Raw genomic sequence first — 25,415 nt, forward strand, 5'->3', positions numbered from 1 at the left:
TCTGCGCGTGCCAGTCGACGATTTCCCACGGACGAACCATGCGGCGGCGTATTTGCCGTGTGGCTCACCCCGGCCTCCCATGTTGGGCGGCCGGTTACGATGTGGAGATTGGCATGGATCGCGATCAGAAGTCCGCGGCTGTCGCCGAGCTGAACCGCACATTTTCCGAGAGCGGCGTGGTGGTTGTCACCCGCAATCTCGGTCTCACCGTCGCGCAGTCCACTGCGCTCCGTGTGAAGATGCGTGACGCCGGCGCCAGCTACAAGGTTGCCAAGAACCGCCTCGCCCGTATCGCTGCCGAAGGCACGGCCTACACCTCGCTCAGCGATCTGCTGACGGGGCCGACCGCACTTTCGACGTCCGTCGATCCGGTGGCGGCCGCCAAGGCCGTCGTCGAATTCGCGAAGACCAACGACAAGTTGGAAATCGTCGGCGGCGCGATGGGGGATACCGTCCTCGACGTGAACGGCGTGAAGGCTCTCGCAGAGCTGCCTTCGCTCGACGAACTGCGCGCCAAGATCGTGGGCCTCGTGCAGGCTCCCGCGACCAAGATCGTCCAGATCGTCCAGGCACCCGCAGGCCAGCTGGCCCGCGTGTTCGCCGCCTATGCGGACAAGGACGCGGCCTGATTCGTCAGGCCCGAGGTTTTTCTACCGACCTATTCTTGAAGACCTATGGGGCCGAAGCTGCCCCGCACATGGAGACTACACATGGCTGACCTGCAGAAGATCGTCGACGACCTGTCGGCTCTCACCGTTCTCGAGGCCGCTGAGCTCTCGAAGCTGCTCGAAGAGAAGTGGGGCGTTTCGGCTGCCGCCGCTGTTGCGGTTGCCGCTCCGGCCGGTGGCGCCGGCGGCGCCGCTGCTGCTGAAGAGAAGACCGAGTTCGACGTGATCCTCACCGGCGACGGTGGCAAGAAGATCAACGTCATCAAGGAAGTCCGCGCGATCACCGGCCTGGGCCTGACCGAAGCCAAGACTCTCGTCGAGTCGGCTCCGAAGGCGATCAAGGAAGGCGTGAGCAAGGACGAGGCCGAGAAGGTCAAGAAGCAGCTCGAAGACGCCGGCGCGACCGTCGAGCTGAAGTAATCCGGCGGGGCTCCGGCACCGGGCTCGCGCCACGCGCGGCCCTTGCCGGGCCACGACGAGACTTCGAGGAAAGGGGCGGCCCGCAAGGGTCGCCCCTTTTCCGTTGGCACCCCGCCCTTCGCGCCGGATGATGCGCCTTCCCCGGATGACGGTTCCGCGCGATGCCAAACCTCTCTAATCGATCCTCATGACCGGACACCCAATCTCGGCATGGCCGGCCCGCCTGGCTCAAGAGGCCCGCAGCTTCCTGCGGCCGGGGCCTCGCATGATCGACGAGATCGAATGCATCTGCTCGGTGCTGCTGGCGATCCTGTTCGCCCATGCGATCGGCGCCGCCAACATCTCCTGGGCCGCCTTTTCCGGCTATATGGTCATGCGCGGCCATTTGACCGACAGCCTGCTGCGCGGCGTGCTGCGGATCGTCGGCACCGCCTGCGGCGCCGCGCTGGGGCTGGCGATCGTGCCGCTGGTGCGGGCGTCGCTGCCCGCCGCCGCGATCTCCGGCGCGCTGATCGGCGGGCTGACCCTCTACGGCGCGATGACCGGCCGCCGGGCCTATGCCTGGCTGTTCGTGGGGCTGACCTTCGAGATGGTGCTGCTCGATACGATGGAGCATCCGGCCCACGGCATCGCCGCCTTCGCCCGCACGCGGGTCCTCGAGGTTCTCGCCGGCACGGTCGCCTGCGTGCTGGTCAGCTGCCTGTCCACCGTTACCGCCCGGCGGCGCTGGCCGGCGGAACGGACCCCTTCCGCCAAATTCGCCGGCTGGCATCCCCACGCCGCGCGCCACGCGATGCAGGCCGCGTCGGCCCTGCTGCTGCTTCCGTTCCTGTGGCGCGCCTTCGCCATTCCCGAGCTCGCCCAGAGCGCGGTGACGATCATGGCGGTGATGCTGGTGCCGCTCACCAGCCTGGGCACGAGCGGCCTCGCCCCGGTCAGCCGGCGGCTGGTGCTGCGGATCGCCGGCTGCCTCGCCGGAAGCGCGCTCGCGGCCCTCTGCCTGTTCGCGGCGCGCGGCGCACCCGCCATGTCGCCCGCGATATTGATCGCCGGGTCCGCGATCGGCGTCGCGATCGGGCGCCATATCGAGAACAGCAAGTCCGGCATCGTCTATGCGGGCACCCAGTTCACGCTGGCGATCCTCGTCACGCTGGTGCCGGACAGCTATGCCGATGCCGCGATCGGGCCGGCGACCGAACGATTGACCGGCATCCTGGTCGGCATGGCCCTGCTCGAACCCGTGCTGCTCGCCTGGTATTGGGTGATACCGCGCCGCCCGACGAACGGCACGCCCGCCGCGCCGGAAAGCACCGATCTGTGAGAAACTGATCGCACCCCCTTCCCTTGCGCGATCCACACGCTATATAGCCCTCTTCCTACATCACAGGTCGCCTGCCCGCTGTTCGCGTGCAACCGGCCGTCCGCCAGAGTCTTCGGGACACGACCCGCCTTGCGCAACGGGCCGCGACGAATGGAAGATCCGGGTGGGAGAATAGTGCAGCAGTGCGGCCCCGACAGCCCGGGACCGCACTTTTTTGCGTGACTTGCCTCAAGTCGCGCGTGGCTGCTGGAGGTGCTGCGAGGCGCTTCCGCGACGAAATTGATTGCGAGGTAAGGACCACATGGCGACCCAGCCCATCCCCCCGGCGATGATCGGCACCGCGAAGAAGCGGATCCGCAAGGTGTTCGGCGACATCCATGAAGTGATTCAGATGCCGAACCTGATCGAGGTTCAGCGCGAGAGCTACGAACAGTTCCTGCGCTCCGATGCCTCGATCGGCTATGTCTCCGGCCTCGAGAAGACGCTGCGCAGCGTGTTCCCGATCCGCGATTTCGCCGGCACCGCCGAGCTGGATTTCGTCAACTACGAGCTCGAAGAGCCGAAGTATGACGTCGAGGAATGCCGCCAGCGTGGCATCACCTTCGCCGCGCCGATGCGCGTGACGCTCCGCCTGATCGTGTTCGAGGTCGATCCCGATACCGAGACCCGCTCGGTCCTCGATATCAAGGAGCAGGACGTCTACATGGGCGACATGCCCCTGATGACGGGCAACGGCACCTTCTTCGTCAACGGCACCGAGCGCGTCATCGTCTCGCAGATGCACCGTTCGCCGGGCGTGCTGTTCGATCATGATCGCGGCAAGACCCACGCGTCGGGCAAGTATCTCTTCGCCGCCCGCGTCATCCCGTATCGCGGCTCGTGGCTCGATTTCGAGTTCGACGCCAAGGACATCGTCAACGTCCGCATCGATCGCAAGCGCAAGCTGCCGGTGACGACCCTGCTCTATGCGCTGGGCCTGTCGGGCGAGGAGATCCTCAACGAATTCTACAAGACCGCCACCTATGTGCGCGGCGAAGGCGGCTGGAAGGTGCCCTTCCTGACCGAGAACTGGCGTGGCCAGAAGCCGATGTACGACGTCGTCAACGGCGACACCGGCGAGGTCGTGTTCCCCGCCGGCCAGAAGATCAGCCCGCGTGCTGCCAACAAGGCCGGCAAGGACGGCCTGACCACGCTGCTGATCCCGACCGAAGAGATCTTCGGCCGCTACAGCGCGTTCGACCTGATCAACGAAGCCACCGGCGAGATCTACATCGAAGCCGGCGACGAAGTGACCGAGGAGAATCTCGCCAAGCTCGACGCCACCGGCATCGAGGAGTTGGTGCTGCTCGACATCGATCATGTCTCGACCGGTGCCTGGATCCGCAACACGCTCAAGGCCGACAAGGTCGAGGAGCGTGACCATGCGCTCTCCGAAATCTATCGCGTCATGCGCCCCGGCGAGCCGCCGACGAAGGAGACGGCGGAAGCGCTGTTCGCCGGCCTGTTCTTCGATCCCGAGCGCTACGACCTTTCGGCCGTCGGCCGCGTCAAGCTCAACATGCGCCTCGACCTCGACGTCGAGGACACGGTGACGACGCTGCGCACCGAGGACATCCTCGAGGTGGTCAAGACCCTCGTCGGCCTCAAGGACGGCAAGGGCGAGATCGACGACATCGACAATCTCGGCAACCGCCGCGTGCGCTCGGTGGGCGAGCTGCTCGAGAACCAGTATCGCGTCGGCCTGCTCCGCATGGAGCGCGCCGTGAAGGAGCGCATGAGCTCCGTGGACGTGTCCACGGTCATGCCCAACGACCTGATCAACGCCAAGCCGGCCGTTGCCGCCGTCCGCGAGTTCTTCGGCTCGTCGCAGCTGTCGCAGTTCATGGATCAGACCAACCCGCTCTCCGAAGTGACGCATAAGCGTCGCGTCTCGGCGCTCGGGCCGGGCGGTCTCACCCGCGAGCGCGCGGGCTTCGAGGTCCGCGACGTCCATCCGACGCATTATGGCCGCATCTGCCCGATCGAGACGCCGGAAGGCCCGAACATCGGCCTGATCAACTCGCTCGCCAGCTTCTCGCGCGTCAACAAGTATGGCTTCATCGAGACGCCGTACCGCAAGGTGATCGACCACAAGGTCACCGACGAGGTCGTGTACCTGTCGGCGATGGAAGAGGCCAAGCACACGATCGCGCAGGCCAACGCCGAAGTGAATGCCGACGGCACCTTCGTCGAGGAGCTGATTTCCGCCCGTGAGGCCGGCGAGTTCCTGATGGCGTTCCGCGATCAGATCACGCTGATGGACGTCAGCCCCAAGCAGCTCGTGTCCGTGGCCGCCTCGCTCATCCCGTTCCTGGAGAACGATGACGCCAACCGCGCGCTGATGGGCTCGAACATGCAGCGTCAGGCCGTGCCGCTCGTCCGCGCCGAGGCCCCGTTCGTGGGCACCGGCATGGAAGAGACCGTCGCGCGTGACTCGGGTGCCGCGATCGGCGCGAAGCGTACCGGCATCATCGATCAGGTCGATGCCGGCCGTATCGTGATCCGCGCCACCGAAGAGGTGGAGCCGGGCAAGTCGGGCGTCGACATCTACACGCTGATGAAGTTCCAGCGCTCCAACCAGTCGACCTGCATCAACCAGCGTCCGCTGGTGAAGGTGGGCGATCTGGTGAAGAAGGGCGACATCATCGCCGACGGCCCGTCGACCGAGTTCGGCGAGCTGGCGCTGGGCCGCAACGTCCTCGTCGCGTTCATGCCGTGGAACGGCTACAACTACGAGGATTCCATCCTCATCTCCGAGCGGATCGTGAAGGACGACGTGTTCACGTCGATCCACATCGAAGAGTTCGAGGTGATGGCCCGCGACACCAAGCTCGGGCCGGAGGACATCACCCGCGACATCCCGAACGTGGGTGAAGAGGCGCTGCGCAACCTCGACGAGGCCGGCATCGTCTACATCGGCGCCGAGATCGAGCCGGGCGACATCCTCGCCGGCAAGATCACGCCGAAGGGCGAGAGCCCGATGACGCCGGAGGAGAAGCTGCTCCGCGCCATCTTCGGCGAGAAGGCGTCGGACGTGCGCGACACCTCGCTGCGCCTGCCGCCGGGCGTGTCCGGCACGGTCGTCGATGTCCGCGTGTTCAACCGTCACGGCGTCGACAAGGACGAGCGCGCCCTGGCGATCGAACGCGAGGAGATCGACCGTCTCGCGAAGGATCGCGAGGACGAGCGCGGCATTCTCAACCGCGCCACCTTCACCCGTCTCCAGCCGATGCTCGTCGGCCAGACGATCGCCGCGGCGCCGAAGGGCATCAAGAAGGGCGTGGAGATCACGTCCGAGATGCTGCTCGACATCGAGAAGCGCGAATGGTGGAAGTTCGCCGTCGCGGACGACGCCATCCAGGCCGATCTCGAGGCGGTGAAGGCGCAATATGATGATGCCGTCGGCGTCATGCAGAAGCGCTATGAGGATCGCGTCGAGAAGCTCCAGCGTGGCGACGAGCTGCCGCCGGGCGTGCTCAAGATGGTCAAGGTGTTCGTCGCGGTGAAGCGCAAGCTGCAGCCGGGCGACAAGATGGCCGGCCGTCACGGCAACAAGGGCGTCATCTCGCGCATCCTGCCGAACGAGGACATGCCGTTCCTCGCCGACGGGACGCATGTGGATATCGTGCTGAACCCGCTGGGCGTGCCGTCGCGCATGAACGTCGGGCAGATCTTCGAGACGCATCTCGGCTGGGCCTCGCGCGGGCTCGGCAAGCAGATCACCGAGGCGCTGGAAGCCTGGCGCGAAGCGAACCCCGATGCGGCTGCCGGCGCCCCGCCGACCGCGGTCGTGGATCGCCTCAAGACCGTCTATGGTGAGCAGTACCATGCCGAGATCGACGCCCGTTCGGCGGACGAGATCATCGAGATGGCCGGTCTGTTGAAGAACGGCGTGCCGATGGCGACGCCGGTGTTCGACGGCGCCCGCGAGGCGGACGTGTCGGCGATGCTCACGCTCGCCGGCCTCGACACGTCGGGCCAGAGCGATCTGTATGACGGCCGCACCGGCGACATGTTCGATCGCAAGGTGACGGTGGGCTACATCTACATGCTGAAGCTCCACCATCTCGTCGACGACAAGATCCACGCGCGTTCGATCGGGCCCTACTCGCTCGTCACCCAGCAGCCGCTGGGTGGTAAGGCGCAGTTCGGTGGTCAGCGCTTCGGTGAGATGGAGGTGTGGGCGCTCCAGGCTTATGGCGCCGCCTACACGCTCCAGGAAATGCTGACGGTGAAGTCCGACGACGTGGTCGGCCGCACCAAGGTCTACGAGGCGATCGTCAAGGGTGACGACACCTTCGAGGCCGGCATTCCCGAGAGCTTCAACGTGCTCGTCAAGGAAATGCGCTCGCTGGGCCTCAACGTCGAACTCCTCAATGAGGAACGCGACGAAGACGGCAACGCGCTGGCGCAGGCGGCGGAGTAAGCAATCCATAGAGCCCTCTCCCGCTCGCGGGAGAGGGTTGGGTGAGGGTCTTCTTGTTCTACGATGTGGGCGCCGGTTGCGGCGCGGAAGAAGAAGACCCTCACCCTCCCGCCTGACGGCGGGCCCCTCCCTCTCCCGCATGCGGGAGAGGGTTCAAGAGTGAGGAAAAACTCATGAACGAGATGACCAATTTCGCCAATCCGCTCGCGAAGCCGGAGACGTTCGATCAGATCAAGATCGGCATCGCCTCCCCCGAGCGCATCCGGTCCTGGTCCTTCGGCGAGATCAAAAAGCCGGAGACCATCAACTACCGCACGTTCAAGCCCGAGCGTGACGGCCTGTTCTGCGCGCGCATCTTCGGTCCGATCAAGGATTACGAGTGCCTGTGCGGCAAGTACAAGCGGATGAAGTACAAGGGCATCGTCTGCGAGAAGTGCGGCGTCGAGGTCACCGTCTCGAAGGTCCGCCGCGAGCGGATGGGCCATATCGAGCTCGCTGCCCCGGTCGCGCACATCTGGTTCCTGAAGTCGCTGCCGTCGCGCATCGGCCTGCTGCTCGACATGCAGCTCAAGCAGCTCGAGCGCATCCTGTACTTCGAGGCCTATGTGGTGATCGAGCCGGGCCTGACCCCGCTCGAAAAGTATCAGCTGCTCACCGAGGACGAACTGCTCTCGGCGCAGGACGAATATGGCGAGGACGCCTTCTCGGCTGGCATCGGCGCGGAAGCCGTCAAGCAGATGCTCATCGACCTCGATCTCGAGGGCGAGCGTGAGCAGCTGCTCGCGGAGCTGGCCGTCACCAAGTCCGAGCTGAAGCCCAAGAAGATCATCAAGCGGCTCAAGGTCGTCGAGAGCTTCATCGATTCGGGCAACCGCCCGGAGTGGATGATCCTCGACGTCGTGCCGGTCATCCCGCCGGAACTGCGCCCGCTGGTGCCGCTCGACGGCGGCCGCTTCGCGACCTCGGATCTCAACGATCTGTATCGCCGCGTGATCAACCGCAACAACCGCTTGAAGCGCCTGATGGAGCTGCGCGCGCCGGACATCATCGTCCGCAACGAAAAGCGCATGCTGCAGGAGGCCGTCGACGCGCTGTTCGACAATGGCCGTCGCGGCCGCACCATCACGGGCGCCAACAAGCGTCCCCTGAAGTCGCTGTCCGACATGCTCAAGGGCAAGCAGGGCCGCTTCCGCCAGAATCTGCTCGGCAAGCGCGTCGACTATTCGGGCCGTTCGGTCATCGTGACCGGGCCGGAACTCAAGCTGCACCAGTGCGGCCTGCCGAAGAAGATGGCGCTCGAGCTGTTCAAGCCGTTCATCTACGCGCGCCTCGACGCCAAGGGTCTCTCGATGACCCTCAAGCAGGCGAAGAAGTGGGTCGAGAAGGAGCGCAAGGAAGTCTGGGACATCCTGGACGAGGTGATCCGCGAGCATCCCGTGATGCTCAACCGCGCACCGACGCTCCACCGTCTCGGCATCCAGGCGTTCGAGCCGGTGCTGATCGAGGGCAAGGCGATCCAGCTTCACCCGCTGGTCTGCTCGGCCTTCAACGCCGACTTCGACGGCGACCAGATGGCCGTCCACGTACCGCTCTCGCTGGAAGCCCAGCTGGAAGCGCGCGTGCTGATGATGTCGACCAACAACATCCTGTCGCCCGCCAACGGCAAGCCGATCATCGTGCCGTCGCAGGACATGGTGCTGGGCCTCTATTACCTCTCCCTCTCCAAGGAGAAGGAGCCGGGTGAAGGCATGCTGATCGCCGACATGACCGAGGTGCATCAGGCGCTCAACGCCAAGGCGGTGACGCTGCACTCCAAGATCATCAGCCGCATCCCGCAGACGGATGAGCAGGGCAACCAGTACCTCAAGCGTTACGAGACGACGCCGGGCCGGATGCTGATCGGCGAGTGCCTGCCGAAGTCGTTCAAGGTGCCCTTCGAGACGGTCAACCGCGTGCTGACCAAGAAGGACATCGGCGACGTCATCGACGAGGTCTATCGTCACACCGGCCAGAAGGACACGGTGCTGTTCGCCGACGCGATCATGTCGCTGGGCTTCCGCCACGCCTTCCAGGCGGGTATTTCGTTCGGCAAGGATGACATGATCATCCCGCAGGCGAAGGATCCGCTGGTCGAAGAGGCTCGCACGCTCGTGAAGGATTACGAGCAGCAGTATCAGGACGGCCTCATCACCCAGCAGGAAAAGTACAACAAGGTGATCGACGCCTGGTCGCGTTGCGGTGACCGCGTTGCTGCCGAGATGATGAAGGAGATCCAGGCGGTCAAGCACGAGGAAAACGGGCGCGAGAAGCCGATGAACGCCATCTACATGATGGCGCATTCGGGTGCCCGTGGTTCCGCCGCCCAGATCAAGCAGCTCGCCGGCATGCGCGGCCTGATGGCCAAGCCGTCGGGCGAGATCATCGAGACGCCGATCATCTCGAACTTCAAGGAGGGCCTGACCGTCCTTGAGTATTTCAACTCCACCCACGGCGCCCGCAAGGGCCTCGCGGATACGGCGTTGAAGACGGCGAACTCGGGCTATCTGACCCGTCGTCTGGTCGATGTGTCGCAGGATTGCGTGATCGTAGAGATCGACTGCAAGACCCAGCGTTCGCTGGAGATGAAGGCGATCGTCCAGGGCGGCGCCACCATCGCCAGCCTCGGCGAACGCGTCCTCGGCCGCACCACGGCCGAAGACATCGTCGATCCCAAGACCGGCCAGATCTTCATCCCGGAGGGCACGCTGCTCGACGAGGCGATGGTCGTGCAGGTCGAGGCGATCGCGCCGCAGTCGATGCAGATCCGCTCGCCGCTGGTCTGCGAGAGCGTCGGCGGCGTCTGCGCCACCTGCTACGGCCGTGACCTTGCTCGCGGTACGCCGGTGAACATCGGCGAAGCGGTCGGCGTCATCGCGGCACAGTCGATCGGCGAGCCGGGCACCCAGCTGACGATGCGGACCTTCCACATCGGCGGCGCCGCCCAGCTCAACGAGCAGTCCAACCTGGAAGCGCCGACCGACGGCAAGATCGAACTGCGCGATCTGCCGACGATCGTCGATCCGCGTGGTCGCCGCGTCGCCATGTCCCGCTCGGCGGAACTGGCGATCGTCGACATGGACGGCCGCGAGCTCTCGACCCACCGCCTGCCCTACGGCGCGCACCTGCTGCACGGCGAAGGCGCGATCATCTCCAAGGGTGATCGTCTGGCCGAGTGGGATCCGTTCATGATGCCCGTGATCACCGAGAAGGCCGGTATCGTGAAGTATCAGGATCTCATCGAGAACTCGACGCTGACCGAGCAGACCGACGAAGCCACCGGCATCGCCCAGAAGGTCGTGATCGAATATCGTGCCACCAGCCGGAAGGAGGATCTCCGTCCGCGCCTGACCCTGCTCGACGACAATTCGGGCGAGGCCGCGCGCTACATGCTGGCACCGGGCGCGATGCTCTCGGTCGAGGACGGCCAGACGGTGCAGGCGGGTGAGGTTCTCGCCCGTGTGTCCCGCGAAGCCGCCAAGACCCGCGACATCACCGGCGGTCTGCCGCGCGTCGCCGAGCTGTTCGAGGCCCGCAAGCCGAAGGAGAACGCGATCATCGCGAAGATCTCCGGCCGCGTGGAATTCGGCAAGGACTACAAGGCCAAGCGCAAGATCATCATCCGTCCGGACGATGGATCGGAAGCAGTCGAGTATCTGGTGCCGAAGTCCAAGGTCATCGACGTGCAGGAAGGCGATCACGTCCGTCGTGGCGACAACCTGATCGGCGGTTCGCCCGATCCGCACGACATCCTCGAGGTGCTCGGCATCGAGCCGCTCGCGGCTTACCTCGTGTCGGAAATCCAGGAGGTCTATCGTCTCCAGGGCGTGAAGATCAACGACAAGCACATCGAGACGATCGTTCGTCAGATGCTGCTCAAGGTCGAGATCACCGATGCGGGCGACACCACCTTCCTGGCCGGCGAGCAGGTCGAGAAGGAAGACATGGAGGCGGTCAACAAGAAGATGATCGCCGACGGTCAGCGTCCGGCCGAAGGCAAGCCGATCCTGCTGGGCATCACCAAGGCGTCGCTGCAGACCCGCAGCTTCATCTCGGCGGCGTCCTTCCAGGAGACCACGCGCGTGCTCACCGAAGCGTCCGTGCAGGGCAAGATCGATCACCTGAACGGTCTGAAGGAAAACGTCATCGTCGGCCGGCTCATCCCGGCCGGCACCGGCGCCGGCCTGTCGCGCCTCCGCGTGGCAGCCTCAAGCCGCGATGCGGCGCTGCGGGCCCAGACCCGTGCGTTCGAGACGGCGATCGCCGCCCCGAACAGCGCCAAGGAAGAGCATGACGCCGAGCTGAAGCGCGGCGCCCGCGCTTCGACCGGGACCGGCGACGATCCCCTGGGCGAAGTCGCTGCCTCGGGCCACGGCACCGATGCGGATGCGGGCGATTACCTGAACAGCTGATCGCTCAGCCTTTCGGGATCATCCGGCCCCTAATGAAAACCCCTCTCGCGAGCCTGTCGCGGGAGGGGTTTTTCATGATTGCGATCGGCAGGCCGGCGGTACGTCGCCGGCGCACGGCAAATCTTATTTGCGCGAGATGGTGAGGCCATCGGCCGCCCAGGCGCTCTCGCTCTGGCACGTCACTTGCGCGATCCGCGATCCGGTGACGGTGCTGCTCAGGCAATAATCGCCGGTCTTGGCGTTGAAGCGCATCGTGCTGCCATCCGCGATGGAGGCCGCCTGGGCATGGGCAAAGGCCGGGGCGGAGACGCACAGTGCCACCGAAGCGATGGCGAAACCGAGAACCGCGCGGCGGGCGTTGGTGTTGATCATGGCATATGTCCCTTGGTCAGAGCGAAAGGTCCAGACCGTCCGGCCTGTACCGATAGCTTTGCATTGGGCGTGCCAAGCTGAGGAAATAGCGATTTTCCGCCGTTTTCAGTCTTTATTTCGTTGGCGAACCGGTCGAATTTACCGACATCAGGGTATCGGCGCCGATCATTGGCAGTTTCGACAACTGTGATCGACAATGCTCGCCGAACCGCCTCTGGCCTGCCGTTCGCGAAGCGGCCATAGCGGTGGCATGGCAACCACACTCGGCCTGACACTCCCGGATCGCGCGACGGCGCCCTTCTGCCCTTCGGAGGTCGAGGGCAGCGTCGCGATACCGGCGGGCACGCCGCTCTCCGCCCGCATCGCGCGCTTCGTCGGCCCCGGCCTGCTGGTCGCGGTCGGCTATATGGACCCCGGCAACTGGGCGACCGACATCGCGGCGGGATCGGGCTATGGCTTCGATCTGCTGTTCGTGGTGGTCGCCGCCAGCCTGGCCGCGATCCTGCTGCAATCGCTGGCGCTGCGGCTCGGCATGGCCTCCGGCCTCGATCTCGCGCAGGCATGCCGGCGCCGCTACGGGCGGGTGCCCAATCTCGCGCTCTGGGCGATGGCCGAGATCGCCATCCTCGCCACCGATGTCGCCGAAGTGCTGGGCGGCGCGCTGGCGATCAAGCTGCTGCTCGGCATCCCGCTCTGGGCCGGCATCCTGCTGACCGCGTTCGACATGCTGCTGGTCGTCGGGCTGAAGGGGCGCGGCTTCCGCCAGGTCGAGGCGATCGTCGCCGGCCTGGTCGCGACCATCGCGCTGTGCTTCCTGATCGAGCTGATCATCGTGCCGCCCGATCCGCACGCCGTCGCGGTCGGGCTGATCCCCGATCTCGGCCGCCTCGGCCAGCCAGGCGCGCTCGCCGTCGCGATCGGCATCATCGGCGCGACGGTGATGCCGCACAATCTCTATCTCCACTCCAGCATCGTCCAGACCCGCGACGTGCCGGACGAGCCGCGCGCCAAGCGGGCCGCGATCCGGCTGGCCAACTGGGATTCGGGGCTCTCGCTGCTGCTCGCCATGCTGGTGAACGCCGCGATCCTGGCGCTCGCGGCCGGCGCCTTCCACGCCACCGGCCACGGCCAGGTCGCCGAGATCGACGACGCCTACCGCCTGCTCTCCCCGATCACCGGCGCCAAGGCGGCCGCCCTGTTCTTCGGCATCGCCCTGTTCGCATCGGGCCAGAGCAGCACCTTCACCGGCACGATCGCCGGCCAGGTGGTGCTGGAGGGCTTCCTCCACCTCAAGATTCCCTGCTGGCAGCGGCGCGTGATCACCCGGACACTCGCGATCATCCCCGCGCTGATCGGTGTCGCGATGTTCGGCGACCATGGCGTCGGCCCGATGCTGGTGCTGAGCCAGATCATCCTGTCGCTGCAACTGCCCTTCGCGATCTGGCCGCTGATCCGCGCGGCGGGCGATGGCGAGATCATGGGCGATTTCGCGGCCGGCCGGCTTGCCCGTTCTACCGCGTGGCTGCTGTTCGCGATCATTTCGGCGGCGAACCTGTGGCTGCTGGTCAGCCTGTTCGCCTGACGCTCTTCATCGGACCCCCTTCACCTGAGCCGCGCGCCAGCCTATGAGCCGCCGATGGACGTGACCGATCTGCGCGTGGCGCTGTTCTCCGGCAATTATAATTATGTGCGCGATGGCGCCAACCAGGCGCTCAACCGCCTTGTCGAATATCTGCTGCGCAAGGGCGCGGCGGTGCGGATCTATTCGCCCAAGGTGAGCCAGCCCGCCTTCGATCATGTCGGCGATCTGATCGGGGTGCCGGCGATCCCGCTGCCCGGCCGCGCCGAATATCGCGCGCCGATATTGCTGACGCCGGGCGTGAAGAAGGACATCCACCGCTTCAAGCCGAACATCATCCACGTCGCCTCGCCCGAGGTGCTCGGCCACGCCGCCGTCCGCCACGCGCGCAAGAACAAGCTGCCGGTGGTCGCCTCGGTCCATACCCGGTTCGAGACCTATCCGCGCTATTATGGCTTCGCCTTCCTGGAAGGGCTGGTCGAGGCCGGGCTACGCCGCTTCTATCGCCGCTGTGACGCGATCTTCGCGCCCTCCGAATCGATGGCGCAGCTGCTGCGCGAGCAGCGCATGAACTTCGATGTCGGCATCTGGTCGCGTGGCGTCGAGCGCGACATCTTCTCGCCCGAGCGCCGCGATCTCGATTGGCGCCGCGGCCTGGGCATCGCCGATGACGAGGTGGCGGTCGGCTATATCGGCCGGCTGGTGATGGAGAAGGGGCTCGACGTCTTCGCCGACACGATCGACCAGCTCGTCCGTCGCGGGGTGAAGCATCGCGTGCTGATCGTCGGTGACGGCCCTGCCCGCGAATGGTTCGAGAAGCGCCTGCCCGACGATGCCGTGTTCGCCGGCTTCCAGGGCGGCAAGGATCTCGGCCGCGCCGCCGCATCGATGGACGTGCTGTTCAACCCGTCCGTCACCGAGACCTTCGGCAACGTCACGCTGGAGGCGATGTCCGCCGGCATCCCGGTGGTCGCTGCCGATGCCACCGGCAGCCAGAGCCTGGTCGAGCCCGGCATCACCGGCGAACTCGTCCGCCCCGGCGCGATCCACTTCTTCGCTGATGCGCTGGGCCGCTATGTGCAGAATGACGAGCTGCGCCATTCGGCCGGCCATGCCGGCCGCATCGCCAGCCGCGCCTATGAGTGGGACAAGGTCAACCAGGCGCTGGTCGATCAGTATCTGCGGATCGAGCGCCAGCGCCAGCGCGGCATCGCCGGCACCCCGCCGATGCAGCGGGTGCCGTGGCCGGGCAGCCGGAGAAGCTGAGCGTGGACGCCCCGCCCCGCCGCCTGCCGATGGCCGCCGATCTCTACGGCGATATCGAGGCCGGCGCGAAGCTCCAGTGGCGGGATTATCCGCCGGGGCTGATGGTGGCGGTGCTGGCGTCGCTCGCCTCGGCCTATCTGTCGGATCATTATGGCGCGCCGCTGACGCTGATGGCGCTGTTGGTCGGGCTCGCGCTCAATTTCCTGAACGGCGATCCGCGCCTCGGCCCCGGCCTTGCCTTCGCCTCGCGGACGTTGCTGCGCGTCGGCATCGTGCTGGTCGGCGCGCGGGTGACGCTGGCCCAGATCGTCGGCCTCGGCCCGGTGGCGCTCCTCGCGATCGTGGTGATCGTCACGCTGACGATGCTGAGCGGGGTGCTCGCCGCCGAGCGGCTGGGCTTCGGCCGGGCGTTCGGTGCGCTGGCGGGCGGCGCGGTCGCGATCTGCGGCGCGTCCGCGGCAATGGCGCTGGCGACGGTGCTGGGCGAGAAGCGGATCAACCAGGCGCAGCTCGCGCTGGTGCTGGTCGGCATCTCGGCGTTCAGCGCCGCCGCGATGGTGCTCTACCCCGCGATTTGCCATCATCTCGGGTTCGGCGATCGCCAGGCCGGCTTCGTGCTCGGCGCCGCGATCCACGACGTCGCGCAGTCGCTCGGCGCTGGCTATGCCTTCAGCCAGACCGCCGGGCAGAATGCCGCGATCGTCAAGCTGACCCGCGTCGCCCTGCTGGCACCGGCGCTCGCCATCACCGGGCGCCTGTTCGCACGCGACGGCGAGGCCGCCGGCCGGCAGCCGCTGCTGCCCTGGTATGTCGTCGGCTTCTTTCTATTCGCGGCGATCAATTCGATCGGCATCGTGCCCGCCCGCGTTGGGCAGGGCGCGACCGATCTCGCGACCGCGCTGCTGGTCTGCGCAGTGACGGCGACCGGCATCCGCTCACCGATGGCGAGCCTGCTCGAAAGCGGGCCACGCCCGCTGCTGATCATCGCGATCGCCAGCGTGGTGGCGCTGCTGCTCGCTTGCGGGGCGGCCGCGCTGCTGATCCACTGATCCGCCGGTCGCGGTCAGCGATCGACCAGCGCCGTCACGCGATGCAGGAAGCTGTGGTTCGGCGCCTGGCCGCGCTGGACGTCGTGGAAGATGCCACCACCGAGCGTCGGCAGCATCATCTCGATCGCCTGAACCTGCTCCAGCTGACGGACGTCGATGCGCACGTGCAGCCGGGTGTCGAACAGGAAGCTGATCGCAGCATCGTGCGGCAACGAATCGCTGAGCAGGGCCATCAGCTTGCGGAGTTCGTCCGAAACGGCGGTGGAAGGCGGCTTGTTCTGGATGCTTTCGACGCCATCCGGCAACGACGGCTTCTCATGCGACGCACTCATCCCCTGTTCTCCCCCGACCAGATGATCGGCCGATCATGCGAGGCGGCAGGGCATCGCGCAACCGCATTCGACACCCTGCTCCGCCGCGCGAGGCGTCAGCGAACGCGTCAGCGCCAGACGAAGGGCAGCGGCGCCTCGCGAAAGGCGAAACGGTCCAGATGGTCGGCGACCACGCCCTTCATCCGCTCCAGCGTCTCGGCATCGGGCGCCACGATCGTCGCGCCGAGAGTGTCGTCGGTGGCAGCCAGCGTCGCCACGACGCCGCTCGGGAAGCGGATCGTGCCGTGGGTGGGCGTGAACTCCACTTCGAGCTTGTGCGACCAATGCTTGCAAAGCTGCTGGAGATAGCGGCTGCCATGGGTGGTGGTGACGGTCGCGGTGGTGCTTTCGGTCATTCGTGAATAATCCTTCCGCCGTTCGCGCCGAGCAGGTCGAAACGCCGCCCCTCTGCCTCCGGTGCAGGGGAAAAGGCCGGTGCTTCGGCAGCTTCGGCCCGAACGCGTTGTTCGGGGTGGAAACCCAGTCGACGGCGCAGCAATTGCAGCCGCGTCACGATCAGAGCCGTTCGATCTTGCCGGCCGCCTCGTCGATGAGCGCCACGGCCTGCTGGATGGTCTCGACGTCGGCGTCGTGCAGCTTGTGCATCAGCACCGCCTTCATATTGTGGACGGCACGGCGAACCGACACGATGTCGGCGCGGTCGCGCGCTTCGCCCAGGGCTTCGAGGCGGGCCATCAACGCCGCGATCTCGTCCGCCTTGTCGTCGAGCAGCGCCTGGCCCTCGGCGGTGACGGCGAAGATCTTGCGGTTGCCCCCGCTGGCCTGTTCCTCGATGTGGCCCATGTCGCCGAGCATGGTGAGGGTCGGGTAGACCACGCCGGGGCTGGGCGCATAGGCGCCGCCGGTGCGCTCTTCGATGCCACGGATCAGGTCATAGCCGTGACGCGGCTGATCGCCGATCAGGCGCAGCAGCACGAGGCGAAGCTCGCCGCCATCGAACAGGCGGCGGCGCCCGCCGCCACGCGATCCCCGCTCGGCCAGGGCCTCGCCAAATGCCTCGAAAGCGCCCCGGCCGCCGAAGCCGCCGCGCATCGCCCGCATACCGCTGCGGCCGCCATGCTCGTCGGGGTGGTGGTGACCATGACGGCCACGATGATGAAATCCAAAACGCATAATCACTCTATCTCCTATCTGAGTCGTTCTTAGATATATCTTAGATAGGATTAGATGCAATCCCTCTCCGCTGTTTTCCTCTCGACCGGGCGCAGGACCGCACATTTGCGTGAGTGGAGGGACGGGAGAGACGCTGACGCGCCGCCGCCGATCGCCTATATCCGCGTCATGGCCGATCTCTTCGCCTCCGACGCCCCGGACGCCGCCCTCCCCGCCAAAGCCGCGCCGCTCGCCGACCGCTTGCGTCCGCGCACGCTCGCCGAAGTGGTGGGGCAGGAGCATCTCACCGGCCCCGAGGGCGCGATCGGGCGGATGGTGACCGCCAGCCGCCTGTCGTCGATGATCCTGTGGGGGCCGCCCGGCACCGGCAAGACCACGATCGCGCGGCTGCTCGCCGATGCGGTCGAGCTGCGCTTCGTGGCGATCTCGGCGGTGTTCTCGGGCGTCGCCGAACTGAAGAAGGTCTTCGCCGAGGCGCGCGACCATGCCCGCACCGGCACGCGCACATTGCTGTTCGTGGACGAGATCCACCGCTTCAATCGCGCCCAGCAGGATGGCTTCCTGCCCTATGTCGAGGACGGCACCGTCATCCTCGTGGGCGCCACCACCGAGAATCCGAGCTTCGAGCTCAACGCCGCGCTGCTCAGCCGCTCGCAGGTGCTGATCCTCAACCGGCTGACGCCCGGCGCGCTCGGCGAACTGCTCAACCGGGCCGAACAGGTCGAGGATCGCCCCCTCCCCATCACCGCCGACGCGCGCAACGCGCTGATCGCCTCGGCGGACGGCGACGGCCGCTTCCTGCTCAACCAGGCCGAGACGCTGTTCGCCATCGACATCGAGGAAGCCCTCGATCCCGCCGCCCTCGCCGCGCTGCTCCATCGCCGGATGCCGGTCTATGACAAGGATCGCGAGGGGCATTATAATCTGATCTCGGCGCTGCATAAATCGGTGCGCGGCTCCGATCCGCAGGCGGCGCTCTATTATCTGGCGCGGATGCTGGAGGGCGGCGAACAGCCCCTGTTCCTCGCGCGGCGGCTGGTGCGGATGGCGGTGGAAGATATCGGGCTGGCCGACCCGCAGGCGCTGGTGCAGTGCATCGCCGCCAAGGATTGCTACGATTTCCTCGGCTCGCCGGAGGGCGAACTGGCGCTGGCACAGGCCTGCCTCTATCTCGCCACCGCGCCCAAATCCAATGCCGGCTACAAGGCGTTCAAGGCCTCGAAGCGCGCCGCGCAGGAGACCGGATCGCTGATGCCGCCGAGGAACATCCTCAACGCGCCGACCAAGCTGATGAAGCAGGTCGGCTACGGCAAGGGCTATACCTACGATCCCGATGCCGAGGATGGTTTTTCGGGCGACAATTACTGGCCCGAGGAGATGGCGCCGCAGACCTTCTACGAACCGGTCGCCCGAGGCTTCGAGGCCAAGATCCAGGAACGGCTGGCCTATTGGGAGGGCCTGCGGAAAGAGCGGCAGCGATGACAGGCGCGTGATCCGCCGCTTCGACCGTTTCTGCTGCATCGACTGGTCGGGCGCGACCGGCGCGTTCCAGCCGGGCATCGCCGTCGCCATCTGCGAGAAGGATGGCCCACCGGCGCTGATTGCCCCCTCTGCCCGGCATTGGTCGCGCGAAGAAGTGTCGCGGTGGCTGCTCGCCCAGGACGGGATGCTCGTCGGCTTCGATTTCTCCGCCTCGCTGCCCTTCGCCGATCACGGCGCCTTCTTTCCCGGATGGCCCGAAAGCCCGGCCGATGCCCGCGCGCTGTGGGCATCGATCGACCGGATGGCAGCGCACGAACCCCATCTCGGCGTCTCCGCCATCGTCGACCATGCGGAGATCGCCCGCCACTTCCGCCGCCATGGCGGGCGCACCGGCGATCGCTTCGGCCGCGGCATCGGCCGCCTGCGCGTCACCGAACGGGCGGCACAGGCGATGGGGCTGGCGCCGTCCTCAAGCTTCAACCTCGTCGGTGCGGCCCAGGTCGGCAAGGCCAGCCTCGCCGGCATGCGGCTGCTCCACCGGCTCGACGGCCGCATCCCGGTCTGGCCGTTCGATCCGGTGCCGGCGTCCGGCCCGCTGATCGTGGAGATCTACACCAGCCTCGCCGCCCGTGCCGCCGGCGTGGCACGGGGCCGCAGCAAGCTGCGCGACGGCGAGACGCTCGACACCGCACTGGCCGCGCTGCGCAGCCCGCCCCACGCGGCACTCATCGATTACGACGACCATCGCACCGATGCGCTGCTCGGCGCGGCCTGGCTGCGGCGCGCGGCCAGCGATCCCCTTCTCTGGCATCCATCCGCCTTGACCCCGTCGCTCGCCCGCACCGAGGGCTGGACGTTCGGCATCGGCTGACGCTAAGAGCGCGCACGGCGCCGGATTAGCACAGCGGTAGTGCAGCGGTTTTGTAAACCGAAGGTCGGGGGTTCGATCCCCTCATCCGGCACCGTTAACGGCATCACAAGACCTTGGGTCTAGAGCGGAGACTTCCCATCTCCATTCGGGCCGCGCCATGTATCGACGCTCATCGCTGGGACTCACGGTATTGATGGCCGTGGCGTCATGCGTGCCGCCGCAATCGCTGGGCAACGCCCCGAAGACGGCCGCCGCGCAGCCGCAACCCGCAGCACCGTCCGCGCCGCGCTTCGGCATCGCCCCCGGCACGATCCTCGCGCAGATGCCCGCCATGCCGGTGGCGCCGCCGCCGGTCGCCGGCGCGCCCGAAATCCTGCAAGCGGCGCCCGCCTTCTCCGCTACCGCCCAGAGCGCGGACGATGCCGGCCGGGCGCTCGATTGCCTGACCGCCGCGGTTTATTACGAGGCACGCTCCGAATCGCCCGATGGCCAGCGCGCCGTCGCGCAGGTCGTGCTCAACCGCGTGCGCAATCCGGCCTTCCCTGGCAGCGTCTGCGGCGTCGTCTATCAGGGCTCCTATCGCGCGACCGGCTGCCAGTTCAGCTTCACCTGCGACGGCTCGCTGCTCCAGCGCCGCGAACCCGGCGCCTGGATCGTCGCCCGCCGGATCGCCCAGGATGCGCTCGCCGGCGAGGTCTACGCGCCGGTCGGCGCGGCGATGTATTACCACACCACGGCCGTCCATCCCTGGTGGGCGCCGAGCCTCACGCCGGTCACCACCATCGGCGCGCACATCTTCTATCGCTGGGGCAACAGCCTCGATAACAGCTTCGAGTTCCGCCAGAATTATGCCGGGATCGAGCCCAATGGCGCCGGCGCCGCCGGCTGGGATCAGGCGCAGCAGGTTCTCGTCCGCTACGGCACCAGCGAATCGGCCGGCGTGATGGTCCATCGCGGCAGCGGCGAGCAGCAGGTCGCGACCGCATCCGACGGCGACGGCGATCAGCCCGGCGGCGCCCCGTCCGTGCCCGACACGGCCGCCGCCAGCGTGACGAGCCATGGCGTGACGATCCGCACCGGCAGCGCCGCCTTCCCCGGCATCCGCATCCATCGTGGCACCGGCGCGCCTGTCGCAGACGCGCCGGCCGCCACGGTGGCCACCGAAACGGCGAGCGCCGAAGCGCCCGCCGCCGCGGACATCACTTCTTCGCCGGGGTCTTCGGCAGCTCGAGATTGAGGTAGGTCGTCACCAGGGCGGCGCGCAGCGCATCCTCCTTGGGCTCGACGCCGGCGGCATGACCGCCCTCGATCGCCTCATAATAGAAAAACGGATCATGGTCGTCCTCCAGCCGCGCCGCGAACTTGCGGGCGTGGCCCGGATGGACGCGATCGTCGCGGGTCGAGGTGTAGATGAACGGCGTCGGGTAATGCACGCCGGGCTTGATGTTCTGATAGGGTGAATATTTCGAGATGAACGCCCAGTCGGCGGGCACGTCCGGATTGCCATATTCGCCCATCCACGAGGCGCCGGCGAGCAGGTGCGAGAAGCGCTTCATATCGGTGAGCGGCGATCCGATGATCGCGGCGCCGAACAGGTCCGGCCGCTGGGTGAGTGCCACCGACGCCATCAGCCCGCCATTGGAGCGCCCCGAAACCGCGATCCGGCCCTTGCTGGTGATCCCGGCCTTCACCAGATCCTCGGCGACCGCATAGAGGTCGTCATAGGCGTTCTGGCGCTTCTCGCGCAGCGCGGCGTCATGCCAGGCCGGGCCATATTCGCCACCGCCGCGGATGTTGGCGAGGACATAGGCATTGCCTTCCTCCACCCAATAGAGCGCCGCCGGGCCGGAACGATAGGGCTCGTTGATCAGGTAGGTCGGCGTCTGGGCCAGCTCGAAGCCGCCATAAGCGTGCATATAGGCCGGCACCGGCCCCTTTAGATCCTTCCGGTGGACGAGGAAGTAGGGCACCTTGGTGCCGTCCTTCGACGTCGCGAAATGCTGCTCGACCACCATGTTCGCGGCATCGAACTTGGCGGGAAGCGCCTGCACCGCCACCGGGGCCGCGCCCGGCGTCACGCTGTAGAGCGTCGGCGGGGTCAGCATCCCCTCGACGGTGACGAAAGCGGTATCGCTGTCCGATGCCGTGGCGTTCAGATGCACGGAGGATTTGTCGGCCAGCGCGACGCTCTGCCCGCTCCACCGGCCATCCGGCGCGCGCCTCAGCACCAGCAGCCGGCCCGACACGTCGTCGAGCAGCTTCACCCACAGCACCGACTTGCTGGCGCCGACATCCTCAATCGCCTGATGCGCGGTGGGCACGAACACCGTCTCGATCACCGGCGTCTTGCCGGCGAGCAGATCGGGGATCGAATAGGCCACCACGCTGCCGATCGGATGCCCCTGCCACGCGCTCTTGAGCGTCGCGATCAGGCGGCCATCGAGGATGTCGTCCACGTCGGCATCGTCGGGCAGCGGCGACGGGATCAACTTGCCGTCGGGCGCGATATGGCTGAGCTTGTGATGGTAGAAATCGACGCCGCGCACCAGCAGCGGCCAGGTCCGGTCGCCATCGACCATCACCCGCGCGCCGACCGACACGTCGCTCTTCTCGCCCTCGCTCACCAGCGTCGCCGAAGCCAGCGGGGTGCCGCGCTTCCACAGCTTCACGATCCGCGCATAACCCGAATCGGTCATGCTGCCCGGCCCGAAATCGGTGCCGACATAGAGCGCGTCCGGCCCGGCCCAGGAGATTTCGGTCTTCGCTTCCGGCAGGGTGAAGCCGCCGTCGATGAAGCTGGCGCTGGTCATGTCGAACTCGCGCTCGACCACCGCGTCGCCGCCGCCGTTGGACAGCGCCACCATGCACGTCACATAAGTGGGCGACAGGCAGGTCGCGCCCTTGAACACCCATTTCTTGCCGTCCTTGGCGCCAAGCGCACCGACGTCGATCAGGGTGCGCCACACCGGCTTGCCGGCGGTGTAATCGGCCAGCGGCGAGGTTCGCCACAGGCCACGCGGGTGCTCGGCGTCCTGCCAGAAATTGAGCACCTGCCCGCCCTGCACGCCGTTCGGCTCGGCGATCTTCTGGGTATCGGACAGGAAGGCGAGCGCGCGGGACTGATAGTCGGCGAAATGCGGCTGCGCCTCCAGCGTGGCGAGCGACCGGCTGTTCCACCCCTTCACCTTGGCCATCGCGGCCGCGCCGTCGACCTGTTCGAGATCGAGATGCGGATCGGCCGGCGCCTGGGCGACCGCTCCGTTGGCGAGCAGCACCGCTCCTGCCAGACACCATCCTGCCGCCAACCGCATCGCTTACACTCCTTGCCCGTTCCCCCGGGGAAGGCCTGTCATAGCCACATCCCCCAGCCGGAAGGAAGCAGGACTGGCCAAGAGCATCGCGACGCGTCACTATCGCCCCATGCCGTTGCCATATCCGGTCGATCCCCCCCGTCGGCCGCGCCACCCCTTGCCGGGCCGCTGGGCTCCCGTCGCCTGCGCGAGGCTGGCCCTCGCCGCCTGCGCGGGCTTGGGTCTCGCCGGATCGGCGGCCGCCCGCCTGCCCGATTCCGCGAGCTTCGCCGATGCGTCCGGCCCGGTCGTCGCGACCCCCGCCGACATTTACGGCCCGCTGTTCCGCGCCGTGCAGCTCAGCCACATCTTTCCCGACAGCAAGACCTTCGCCGATGCCGTGCCGCGTCGCGATCCGGGGCCGATCATGGCGGATTTCGCCACCCACAAGCCACGCGGGCCGACGGCGCTCCGGCGCTTCGTGCTCGATAATTTCGTCGTGCCCGACGAGCGCCCCGCCCCGCGCCCACCCGCCGGCGGCCCGCGCCTGCCGCTGCTCGCCCATATCGATGCGCTGTGGCCGGCGCTGACCCGGCAACCGGCGCAGCTTCCCGCCAATGGTTCGGCCTTGCCCCTGCCCAGCGCCTATGTCGTGCCCGGCGGCCGCTTCCGCGAGGTCTATTACTGGGACAGCTATTTCACGATGCTGGGCCTGGCCCGCGACGGCAGGCAGGATCTCGTCGAGGGCATGATCGACGATTTCACGTCGCTGATCGAGCGCTACGGCCATATCCCCAACGGCACGCGGACCTATTATCTCAGCCGCTCGCAGCCACCGGTCTATTATCTGATGCTGGGGCTTTCCAGCTCCCGCGATCCGGCACTGTTCCGCCGCCGGCTGGCCGCGCTGCGCCGGGAACATGCCTATTGGATGCGCGGCGAGGATGGGCTGGCCCCCGGCCATGCCCAATTCCATGTCGCCCGGCTGCCGGACGGGACGCTGCTCAATCGCTATTGGGACTCGCGCGCCACCCCGCGCGAGGAAAGCTATGCCGAGGATGTCGCCACCGCCGCCGGCAGCGACCGGCCGGCCGCCGACGTCTATCGCGATCTGCGCGCGGGCGCGGAAAGCGGCTGGGATTTCTCGTCGCGCTGGCTGGCCAATCCGGACGATCTCGGATCGATCCGCACCACCCGGATCGCGCCGGTCGACCTGAATAGCCTGATGCTGGGCATGGAGCGGATGATCGCGCTGGCCTGTGCGCGTATCGCGGACAACGCCTGCACCCGTGACTATACGCAACGCGCCGTCGCCCGCGAAGCCGCGCTCCGCACCGATTTCTGGGATGCCCGCGAAGGCCGCTTCGCCGATCTCGACTGGCAGACCGGCCGCCCGACCACCCGGCTTTCGGCCGCCACCCTCTATCCGCTGTTCGTCGGCGCCGCGCGCACCGAGCAGGCGAAGATCGTCGGCCAGACGGTGAAGCTGCGGCTGTTGTCACCGGGCGGGCTGCGCGCGACCGCCGTGAACAGCGGCCAGCAATGGGATGCCCCCAATGGCTGGGCGCCGCTGCAATGGATCGCGGTGGAGGGCCTGCGCCGCAACGGCGATCCGGCGCTCGCCCGCACGATCGCGACCCGCTGGCTGGCGACCGTCTCCACCCGCTATCGCGCTTCGGGCAAACTGGTCGAGAAATATGACGTCGAACGGCAGCGCGGCGGCGGCGGCGGCGAATATCCGCTGCAGGACGGGTTCGGCTGGACCAATGGTGTCACCCGCGCGCTGGCGGCGGACTATCCGCTCCCCGGCGCCCCCCGCGCAACGACGGCCCGGCCGGACGCCCGCTAACGGGGGCGGATCATCTCGAACATCGCATCCGGCTTCAGCTCGGCATAGGCGCCGCGGTAGCCGGCGCGCAGGATCGGCCCCGCCTTCGCGGTATCGTACAGGCCGTCCGCATCGAGGCAGGCCGGATCGATATGAACCCCGATCACCTGACCGATCACCAGCCAGTTGTCCGTCGCCGTGCCACCGATGTCGCGCAGCCGATGGATATCCACCACCTTGCATTCCAGCGCCGCCGGGCTGCCGTCGACGCGCGGCGTCGCGACGAGGCGCGACGGCGCCATCACCAGGCCGGCCACCTCATATTCGCTGACCCCATGCGGCAGCGCGGCGGAACTTCGGTTCATCGCTTCGGCGAGATGCCGCGTCGCCAGATTCCAGGTGAATTCGCCAGTCGCCTCGCAATTGGCGAGACTGTCCTTCCGCCCGGACGAGCAGAACGCGATCATCGGTGGCGTATCGGCGATCGCGTTGAAGAAGCTGTAGGGCGCCAGATTGGGGCGACCTGCGCCATCGACGGTCGAAATCCAGCCGATCGGCCGGGGCGCCACGATCGCCTTGAAGGGATCATGGGGCAACCGATGGCCGGCCGCAGGCTCGTAGAAATGCATGTCGATCATGCGCCTCTCTAGGCATGCATTTCAGGCCGCGCCACCACTGTGTCGCCACCGCAACAGTAACGATATGAATTGACGCACTGCGGCGCAAAACGATCGATGTAGCAAAATTGACATTTTCCATCCCTAGCGGCCGTGCGTAGCGAGGCTCCAGAGCCCGCGAGGGATTCTCAATGTGGGGGTTAGTTTTTACCATGTCTTTCACCAAGGTTTTCG

The 25,415-nt window shown here is 67.0% G+C and carries 19 protein-coding genes and 1 tRNA gene; 13 read left to right on the forward strand and 7 right to left on the reverse strand.

Annotated features, from left to right (window positions below; translation table 11 throughout):
• The first annotated feature begins 113 nt into the window (after window positions 1-113).
• From rplJ to rpoC, 5 genes are all read left to right on the forward strand, one after another.
• On the forward strand, window positions 114-629 hold the full coding sequence (rplJ, locus tag PBT88_RS16005; RefSeq protein WP_270076311.1) for a 50S ribosomal protein L10: 516 nt from the start codon (window positions 114-116) through the stop codon (window positions 627-629).
• An 81-nt stretch (window positions 630-710) separates the two neighbouring features.
• Window positions 711-1,088: a 50S ribosomal protein L7/L12 gene (gene rplL / locus PBT88_RS16010; RefSeq protein ID WP_270076312.1), complete on the forward strand. Its 378-nt coding sequence runs from the start codon at window positions 711-713 to the stop codon at window positions 1,086-1,088.
• Window positions 1,089-1,353: 265 nt separating this feature from the next.
• Window positions 1,354-2,409: an FUSC family protein gene (locus tag PBT88_RS16015; RefSeq protein ID WP_270076313.1), complete on the forward strand. Its 1,056-nt coding sequence runs from the start codon at window positions 1,354-1,356 to the stop codon at window positions 2,407-2,409.
• A gap of 301 nt (window positions 2,410-2,710) precedes the next feature.
• Entirely contained in the window at window positions 2,711-6,874 is a 4,164-nt protein-coding gene (gene rpoB / locus PBT88_RS16020) for a DNA-directed RNA polymerase subunit beta (RefSeq protein ID WP_270076314.1), read from the forward strand.
• A gap of 173 nt (window positions 6,875-7,047) precedes the next feature.
• Window positions 7,048-11,322 carry a DNA-directed RNA polymerase subunit beta' gene (gene rpoC, locus PBT88_RS16025; RefSeq protein WP_270076315.1) on the forward strand — a complete coding sequence of 1,425 codons (4,275 nt, stop codon included), beginning with the start codon at window positions 7,048-7,050 and terminating at the stop codon, window positions 11,320-11,322.
• Window positions 11,323-11,445: 123 nt separating this feature from the next.
• Here rpoC and PBT88_RS16030 read toward each other — a convergent pair whose 3' ends face one another.
• Entirely contained in the window at window positions 11,446-11,694 is a 249-nt protein-coding gene (locus PBT88_RS16030) for a hypothetical protein (RefSeq protein ID WP_270076316.1), read from the reverse strand.
• A gap of 250 nt (window positions 11,695-11,944) precedes the next feature.
• On the opposite strand from PBT88_RS16030, the gene PBT88_RS16035 reads away from it, so the two are divergent.
• Genes PBT88_RS16035 through PBT88_RS16045 form a run of 3 tightly spaced genes read left to right on the forward strand, consistent with a single transcriptional unit; the run spans window position 11,945 to window position 15,588 of the window.
• Window positions 11,945-13,276: an Nramp family divalent metal transporter gene (locus PBT88_RS16035; protein WP_270076317.1), complete on the forward strand. Its 1,332-nt coding sequence runs from the start codon at window positions 11,945-11,947 to the stop codon at window positions 13,274-13,276.
• A 54-nt stretch (window positions 13,277-13,330) separates the two neighbouring features.
• On the forward strand, window positions 13,331-14,539 hold the full coding sequence (locus tag PBT88_RS16040; RefSeq protein WP_270076318.1) for a glycosyltransferase family 4 protein: 1,209 nt from the start codon (window positions 13,331-13,333) through the stop codon (window positions 14,537-14,539).
• 29 nt (window positions 14,540-14,568) lie between these two features.
• Window positions 14,569-15,588 (forward strand): YeiH family protein, encoded by a 1,020-nt coding sequence (locus tag PBT88_RS16045; RefSeq protein ID WP_270079292.1) that lies wholly within the window; start codon window positions 14,569-14,571, stop codon window positions 15,586-15,588.
• Window positions 15,589-15,602: 14 nt separating this feature from the next.
• Here the strand turns inward: PBT88_RS16045 and PBT88_RS16050 are convergent, their stop codons facing one another.
• From PBT88_RS16050 to PBT88_RS16065, 4 genes are all read right to left on the reverse strand, one after another.
• A complete protein-coding gene (locus PBT88_RS16050; RefSeq protein ID WP_270076319.1) occupies window positions 15,603-15,920 on the reverse strand; it encodes a hypothetical protein in 318 nt (105 codons plus the stop codon).
• A 107-nt stretch (window positions 15,921-16,027) separates the two neighbouring features.
• Window positions 16,028-16,315 (reverse strand): DUF2218 domain-containing protein, encoded by a 288-nt coding sequence (locus tag PBT88_RS16055; RefSeq protein ID WP_270076320.1) that lies wholly within the window; start codon window positions 16,313-16,315, stop codon window positions 16,028-16,030.
• Window positions 16,312-16,473 (reverse strand): hypothetical protein, encoded by a 162-nt coding sequence (locus PBT88_RS16060; protein ID WP_270076321.1) that lies wholly within the window; start codon window positions 16,471-16,473, stop codon window positions 16,312-16,314. Before PBT88_RS16060 ends, PBT88_RS16055 begins: the two co-directional genes overlap by 4 nt.
• Window positions 16,474-16,475: 2 nt before the next feature.
• On the reverse strand, window positions 16,476-17,093 hold the full coding sequence (locus tag PBT88_RS16065; RefSeq protein WP_407696469.1) for a PadR family transcriptional regulator: 618 nt from the start codon (window positions 17,091-17,093) through the stop codon (window positions 16,476-16,478).
• Between the two features lie 168 nt (window positions 17,094-17,261).
• Here PBT88_RS16065 and PBT88_RS16070 point away from each other — a divergent pair, with 168 nt between their 5' ends.
• The 4 genes from PBT88_RS16070 to PBT88_RS16085 all read left to right on the forward strand — a co-directional run bounded on the left by PBT88_RS16070 (window position 17,262) and on the right by PBT88_RS16085 (window position 20,683).
• Complete coding sequence (locus tag PBT88_RS16070) at window positions 17,262-18,575, forward strand: replication-associated recombination protein A (protein WP_270076322.1); 1,314 nt, start codon at window positions 17,262-17,264, stop codon at window positions 18,573-18,575.
• 7 nt (window positions 18,576-18,582) lie between these two features.
• Window positions 18,583-19,446, forward strand: a complete 864-nt coding sequence (locus tag PBT88_RS16075; protein WP_270076323.1) for a hypothetical protein — start codon at window positions 18,583-18,585, stop codon at window positions 19,444-19,446.
• Window positions 19,447-19,465: 19 nt separating this feature from the next.
• Window positions 19,466-19,537: transfer RNA gene (locus PBT88_RS16080), tRNA-Thr, on the forward strand.
• A gap of 102 nt (window positions 19,538-19,639) precedes the next feature.
• Window positions 19,640-20,683, forward strand: coding sequence for a cell wall hydrolase (locus tag PBT88_RS16085; RefSeq protein ID WP_270076324.1), 1,044 nt, complete (start codon window positions 19,640-19,642; stop codon window positions 20,681-20,683).
• Here PBT88_RS16085 and PBT88_RS16090 read toward each other — a convergent pair.
• Window positions 20,646-22,757 (reverse strand): prolyl oligopeptidase family serine peptidase, encoded by a 2,112-nt coding sequence (locus PBT88_RS16090; RefSeq protein WP_270076325.1) that lies wholly within the window; start codon window positions 22,755-22,757, stop codon window positions 20,646-20,648. The genes PBT88_RS16085 and PBT88_RS16090 overlap by 38 nt on opposite strands.
• A gap of 109 nt (window positions 22,758-22,866) precedes the next feature.
• On the opposite strand from PBT88_RS16090, the gene treF reads away from it, so the two are divergent.
• On the forward strand, window positions 22,867-24,585 hold the full coding sequence (gene treF / locus PBT88_RS16095) for an alpha,alpha-trehalase TreF (RefSeq protein ID WP_270076326.1): 1,719 nt from the start codon (window positions 22,867-22,869) through the stop codon (window positions 24,583-24,585).
• Here treF and PBT88_RS16100 read toward each other — a convergent pair.
• A complete protein-coding gene (locus tag PBT88_RS16100) occupies window positions 24,582-25,202 on the reverse strand; it encodes a flavin reductase family protein (RefSeq protein WP_270076327.1) in 621 nt (206 codons plus the stop codon). The two genes, treF and PBT88_RS16100, sit on opposite strands and share 4 nt — an antisense overlap.
• Window positions 25,203-25,415: the final 213 nt, after the last annotated feature.

This window comes from Sphingomonas abietis (assembly GCF_027625475.1).
In the GTDB taxonomy this organism is placed as follows: Bacteria; Pseudomonadota; Alphaproteobacteria; order Sphingomonadales; family Sphingomonadaceae; genus Solisphingomonas; species Solisphingomonas abietis.

Coding starts and splice junctions, on each gene's coding strand:
- rplJ (WP_270076311.1), top strand. CDS start 114: ATGGATCGCGATCAGAAGTCCGCGGCTGTCGCCGAGCTGAACCGCACA.
- rplL (WP_270076312.1), top strand. CDS start 711: ATGGCTGACCTGCAGAAGATCGTCGACGACCTGTCGGCTCTCACCGTT.
- PBT88_RS16015 (WP_270076313.1), top strand. CDS start 1,354: ATGATCGACGAGATCGAATGCATCTGCTCGGTGCTGCTGGCGATCCTG.
- rpoB (WP_270076314.1), top strand. CDS start 2,711: ATGGCGACCCAGCCCATCCCCCCGGCGATGATCGGCACCGCGAAGAAG.
- rpoC (WP_270076315.1), top strand. CDS start 7,048: ATGAACGAGATGACCAATTTCGCCAATCCGCTCGCGAAGCCGGAGACG.
- PBT88_RS16030 (WP_270076316.1), bottom strand. CDS start 11,694: ATGATCAACACCAACGCCCGCCGCGCGGTTCTCGGTTTCGCCATCGCT.
- PBT88_RS16035 (WP_270076317.1), top strand. CDS start 11,945: ATGGCAACCACACTCGGCCTGACACTCCCGGATCGCGCGACGGCGCCC.
- PBT88_RS16040 (WP_270076318.1), top strand. CDS start 13,331: ATGGACGTGACCGATCTGCGCGTGGCGCTGTTCTCCGGCAATTATAAT.
- PBT88_RS16045 (WP_270079292.1), top strand. CDS start 14,569: ATGGCCGCCGATCTCTACGGCGATATCGAGGCCGGCGCGAAGCTCCAG.
- PBT88_RS16050 (WP_270076319.1), bottom strand. CDS start 15,920: ATGAGTGCGTCGCATGAGAAGCCGTCGTTGCCGGATGGCGTCGAAAGC.
- PBT88_RS16055 (WP_270076320.1), bottom strand. CDS start 16,315: ATGACCGAAAGCACCACCGCGACCGTCACCACCACCCATGGCAGCCGC.
- PBT88_RS16065 (WP_407696469.1), bottom strand. CDS start 17,093: ATGCGTTTTGGATTTCATCATCGTGGCCGTCATGGTCACCACCACCCC.
- PBT88_RS16070 (WP_270076322.1), top strand. CDS start 17,262: ATGGCCGATCTCTTCGCCTCCGACGCCCCGGACGCCGCCCTCCCCGCC.
- PBT88_RS16085 (WP_270076324.1), top strand. CDS start 19,640: ATGGCCGTGGCGTCATGCGTGCCGCCGCAATCGCTGGGCAACGCCCCG.
- PBT88_RS16090 (WP_270076325.1), bottom strand. CDS start 22,757: ATGCGGTTGGCGGCAGGATGGTGTCTGGCAGGAGCGGTGCTGCTCGCC.
- treF (WP_270076326.1), top strand. CDS start 22,867: ATGCCGTTGCCATATCCGGTCGATCCCCCCCGTCGGCCGCGCCACCCC.
- PBT88_RS16100 (WP_270076327.1), bottom strand. CDS start 25,202: ATGATCGACATGCATTTCTACGAGCCTGCGGCCGGCCATCGGTTGCCC.